The organism is Neisseria sp. P0021.S006, assembly GCF_051956895.1.
Window position 1 is genome coordinate 1 of sequence record NZ_JBQCWZ010000935.1, and the last position, 573, is coordinate 573.

A 573-nucleotide genomic window follows, 5' to 3' on the forward strand; every position below is an offset into this window, starting at 1 on the left:
GTTTCGGGCCGTCTGAAAACGGATTATTACAGGGTTTTAACGCAAGATTGCCAACAAATCCAAAGGCGTGGCAATACGGAAATCGGCAAGCCAGTTTTCGGTTTGGTCTTCGGCAGAAATATAGCCCCAATCGGCAAGCACGGTTGTCATCCCGGCATTCTTGCCTGCCTGCATATCGCGCTCGGCATCGCCGACATAAAAACATCGCCGCGCTTCGACACCCATCTGTTCGCACGCATAAAACATGGGCTTCACGCTGGGCTTAGGTTCATCGCAAGTATCGCCGCTGACAATGACGGCAGGAGGCACGGTAAACCCGAGCTTAGGCACGAGGACATCGGTAAAGCGCATGGGCTTGTTAGTGATAACGCCCCATTGGATACCGCGTTGAACTAAGGCTTCTAGCATTTCGTTTACGCCGTCGAACAAGATGGTTTGATCGGCATAGCAGCGGCTGTATTCTTCCAAAAACTCTTTGCGCCATTGCATATAGTCCGGATGGTCGGGCGTAATGCCTGCACCAAGTTTGAGCAAACCGCTCGCACCGTGGCTGGCCTGCGGACGGATTTCATC

1 protein-coding gene is annotated in these 573 nt (G+C 52.9%); it reads right to left on the bottom strand.

Annotation, left to right across the window (positions count from 1 at the left end; all coding sequences use genetic code 11):
- Positions 1-36 precede the first annotated feature (36 nt).
- A partial coding sequence (locus ACTHUM_RS18000) for an HAD family hydrolase (protein WP_440403686.1) occupies positions 37-573 on the bottom strand: 537 nt, incomplete at its 5' end.